Source organism: Longimicrobium sp. (assembly GCF_036554565.1).
Classification (GTDB): Bacteria; Gemmatimonadota; Gemmatimonadetes; order Longimicrobiales; family Longimicrobiaceae; genus Longimicrobium.
This window is the reverse complement of record NZ_DATBNB010000154.1, coordinates 1-3,952: the sequence shown is the minus strand read 5'-3', so window position 1 is coordinate 3,952 and position 3,952 is coordinate 1. Positions and strand designations below refer to the sequence as shown.

Here is a 3,952-nt window from a genome sequence, read left to right as displayed (position 1 = left end):
ACCAGGGCGTCACGGGCATGTCGCCGGGCGACGAGCGCACCATCAACATCCCCTCGTCCGATGCGTACGGCGAGGTGCGGGCGGAGCTGCTGCTTCGCGTGCCCCGCGAGCAGTTTCCGCCGGACGTGACGCCCGAGGTGGGGCAGCAGCTGCAGATGAGCGACGGGCAGCAGCAGTTCATCGTCACGGTCCGCGACGTGGGCGAGGATGCGGTGCTGCTGGATGCGAACCACCCGCTGGCGGGCAAGGCGCTCACCTTCGAGCTGACGCTGGTCGACATCCGCTGAATCCGCGGGAAACACGGGCTGGCCTGGCGCGTAGTACCTGTCACTCACGCCAACGCCCGACGTGAGGCAGCCGCCTCGACTCACGCGTGGTGACACCTGCTAAGCGGGCGCGGGCAGCGCTTGACGGCGCCCTTCATCTCCACCATCGTTGGTTGGCACTGCTCCCTTCGAACGGAAGGTACCCGATGGCAGCCCACATCCCTGCAAAGGTACCGGCGGTGGAGAAAGGACCAACGCCGCGGCCTCGCGCCTCCTACGCCGGAGAACTCCTGGACCCGGAGCCTCCCCCGGATCACCTGGAGTTTGAGAACCTTGCCCTCCGAGGCGCTGATTTCATCCGCGGGAGGCTGGAGAAGCGGCGCCGCAAGTAAGGGATTGCTCCGCTCGCCCGTCCAATGAACGGCCAGGATCCCCCGAGGTTCTGGTCGTTCTCTCTTCCGTGGACATCGATGCGCTACCCTGGTGAAGTCTGGTTGCTCCCGCCCGATGACGATGAACATGGCGACCCCAAGTGGCGACGCCATGTCTTGCTGACGGCGTGTGACGAGGGCCGCGATGATCCGGCCGTGTTCGCGTACGCGAGCACACAATCGACCGAAGCAGGACGTGGCGCGGCGTACGTTTTATTCGATCCCGCCAGCACACGCTATGGCAAGTCGGGGCACGCAGGCTTCACCGCGGCCACGTACATCTATCCCGCTCGCCTGGTAAGCGTGGATCCCGGTGACCTGCGCCAATTTCGAGGGCGGCTGATCGATGAAATGGCGGGACTGCGGCTCAAGCTTCAGGAGGCAATGGGTCTTGGGACCGGTACTACGCTCGGGCCAGGTGCTGCTGCCGGCTCCTGGCGCGGTCGAGTCGTCCGCCTGACGCCGGAATACGCTGCGCGCACGGGGTTCGAACACGGATTGGTTGTCACGGAGCCACAGTATTCCAATCGGCAACGGTACCAGATCATCGTACCCGTAGTCTTGGACGTGGAGCCTGAGCCCGGAGAGGTCGTGGTCAGGGATAACACGTGGCTCTCGGACATCGAAGATGGGCTTACCTTTGCGGTGCTGGCTGTTCCATTCGTACACTCGGTGTTCCACCCGACCCGAGTGTTGGGTGACGCCGGGGTAGTGGTGGACGAAGCAACGATGACCGAAATCGAGGATGCATTGCGCGCCCTGTTTGCCCTGTGACCCTGTGGCCGACCAGCAGCAACTGATACCGGACAATGAGCATGCGTGAGCCGTGGGACGAGGGAGAAACGCCCGACGAGCAGGAGGCGCGGCGCGAGGCGTACCGGCGCCTGGCCGACGCGGCGCGGCGCGTGGGGCTGTCGCTGGAAAGCCTTGGCGGCATGCTGCGCCAGGTGACCCACAACGAGGTGGAAACGCGCCGCTTCCTGGCCGAGAAGGTGTACGGCGTGCCCGACGAGTACCTGGACGACTTCCTCCGCACCCGCATGGAGGATGACAGGGAGGGCGGGAACGGATGAAAGCCACGCGCTTCACCCGTCCGGCGCTGCTGCTCGCGCTGCTGGCGATGCTTTCCGCCTGCTCGCCCGGCTACTACCTGCGGGCCGCGTGGGAGCAGACCAAGATCCTCAACCGCCGCCACCCGATCGCCCGCATCGTGGCGGATACGGCCACGGACTGGGAAACGCGCAACAAGCTGCTGCTGGTGCTGCAGGCCCGGCAGTTCGCCGCCGATTCGCTGAAGCTGAATGCCGGCGACAGCTACACGCTCTTCGCCCGCGCGGAATCCGACACGCTGGTGATGGTGCTCTCCGCCGCGTACAAGGACCGCTTCGCGCCCCATACCTGGCGCTTCCCCATCGTCGGGCGGGTGCCGTACAAGGGCTTCTTCGAGCTGCGCGATGCCCAGAAGGAGCAGCGCAAGCTGGAGGCGCGCGGCTTCGACACCTACCTGCGGCCGTCGGCCGCGTACAGCACGCTGGGCTGGTTCAACGATCCGCTGCTCTCCACGCTGCTGCGGTACGACGAGATCTCGCTGGCCAACACCGTCATCCACGAGCTCTTCCACAATACCTTCTACGCGCCTGGGCAGGCGGTCTTCAACGAGAGCCTGGCCAACTTCGTGGGCGGACGCGGCGCCATCGAGTTCTTCTGCGGCCGCGACGGCCCCGATGCCGCCAGCTGCCGCACGGCCACGGGCGCCTGGGACGACGACGTGACGTTCGGGGTTTTCCTGAAGGGGCTGGTGGACGACCTGGAAACGCTGTACGCCCGGCCAGACCTGTCGAGGGACGACAAGCTGCGCGAGCGCGAGCGCATCTTCCGCGACGCCCAGGCGCGCTTCGCCTCCGAGGTGCGCCCCCGGCTGAAGGTGGACACGTTCAGCGGCTTCACGCGCGACCCGCTGAACAACGCCACGCTGATCTCGCGCCGCATCTACTACGACCGGCTGGACGTGTTCGAGCGGGTGTACCAATCGCGCGGCGGCGACTTCCGGCGCGCGATGAACGACATCGTGGCCGCGGCGCGCACCAACAAGGACGACCCATACAGCGCGGTGGAGGCCCTGGTGCGGTGAACTCACCTGCACGCAGACCGTACCCGCCGACGCGCGACTTGTCATCCCGACGGAGCGGCCACCCATCACCTGACCACACGCCAAAGACAGCAGCGACCGAGGGATCCGCCACACACTGCCGGGCGCGCCACAAGGTCCTCCTCACACAAGAACAGGCCAGTGCGCGCAGGCGGACATCGTGTGGTCGTTGCCGCGAATTCATTCGCCCCACCAAGCTGACGACACGCCGAACCCGTCGGGCGCCGGCGCGGCTGATCCGCACGCACCCGGAACACTCAAAGAAGATGTAACCCGACTGGAACGGAACTCGCGCTTTCCCACCCGTGAAACGAGCCGCGAGCGAGATCCGAACGTCCCGCCCCCGCGACCCAGCCACGGCGCTTTCCCACAGCCCGCGCCACGATGCTCAGAACGGTAGCCCTGCGCTTCGGCGCGGCCGAAGGCGACGAGCCGCTGCGGTTTTCCCCCGGCCCGATGACCGTGTTCGTGGGCCCCAACAACTCGGGAAAGAGCCTGGCGCTTCGCGAGGTCGAAGAGTGGATCGAGTCCGGCGGCGACTCGCTGCGCCACATCATCAAGCGCCTGGGGCTGCAGCTTCCGCCGTCCGAGGTGATCGAAAAGATGCTTCGGTCGCGCGCCGTCGGCGTGCCGGAGGACGGCGCATCGGAGAACGAGGTGCGGGTGCTGCGCCTTCGCTCCGCGGGCGAGTACTCGCGGCGCCGGGCCACCGACACCGCCGAGCCGCTGGTGGAGCACACCATCGACCTCCCCCGCCTGATCGGGGCCGCCGCCCACGCGCAGAACGCGTCGGACGAGGAGATGGACATCATCTGCCAGGATCTCCTCTCGCTCTTTACCCTGCGGCTGGACGGGCAGACGCGCCTGGCCCTCACACAGCCGCAGGCAGCCGGCGGGCGCCATGCCAACCCCACCAACCACCTGGGCGTGCTCTTTCGCGACGACGAGGCCCGCGAACGCATCCGCGACATCACCTCCGACGCGTTCGGCCTGTTCTTCGTCATCGATCCCGGCAGCGGCAACCAGTTCCACGTGCGGATGTCGGAGCGCCCGCCCCTCGACGACGACGAGGAGCAGGCGGGCGACGACCGCGCCCGCGCCTTTCA

At 67.1% G+C, this 3,952-nt stretch carries 4 protein-coding genes and 1 pseudogene; all 5 read left to right on the top strand.

Annotated features, from left to right (window positions below; translation table 11 throughout):
- Positions 1 to 287, top strand: a 287-nt coding sequence (locus VIB55_RS04155) for an FKBP-type peptidyl-prolyl cis-trans isomerase (protein ID WP_414681023.1), incomplete at its 5' end; no start/stop codon positions are given.
- Positions 288 to 736: 449 nt separating this feature from the next.
- Positions 737 to 1,471: a hypothetical protein gene (locus VIB55_RS04150; RefSeq protein ID WP_331875407.1), complete on the top strand. Its 735-nt coding sequence runs from the start codon at positions 737 to 739 to the stop codon at positions 1,469 to 1,471.
- Between the two features lie 41 nt (positions 1,472 to 1,512).
- Entirely contained in the window at positions 1,513 to 1,770 is a 258-nt protein-coding gene (locus VIB55_RS04145) for a hypothetical protein (protein ID WP_331875406.1), read from the top strand.
- On the top strand, positions 1,767 to 2,828 hold the full coding sequence (locus VIB55_RS04140; RefSeq protein ID WP_331875405.1) for an aminopeptidase: 1,062 nt from the start codon (positions 1,767 to 1,769) through the stop codon (positions 2,826 to 2,828). Before VIB55_RS04145 ends, VIB55_RS04140 begins: the two co-directional genes overlap by 4 nt.
- Positions 2,829 to 3,230: 402 nt before the next feature.
- A pseudogene (locus tag VIB55_RS04135) lies at positions 3,231 to 3,952 on the top strand (hypothetical protein); the annotation flags it as partial.

Coding starts and splice junctions, on each gene's coding strand:
- VIB55_RS04150 (WP_331875407.1), top strand. CDS start 737: ATGCGCTACCCTGGTGAAGTCTGGTTGCTCCCGCCCGATGACGATGAA.
- VIB55_RS04145 (WP_331875406.1), top strand. CDS start 1,513: ATGCGTGAGCCGTGGGACGAGGGAGAAACGCCCGACGAGCAGGAGGCG.
- VIB55_RS04140 (WP_331875405.1), top strand. CDS start 1,767: ATGAAAGCCACGCGCTTCACCCGTCCGGCGCTGCTGCTCGCGCTGCTG.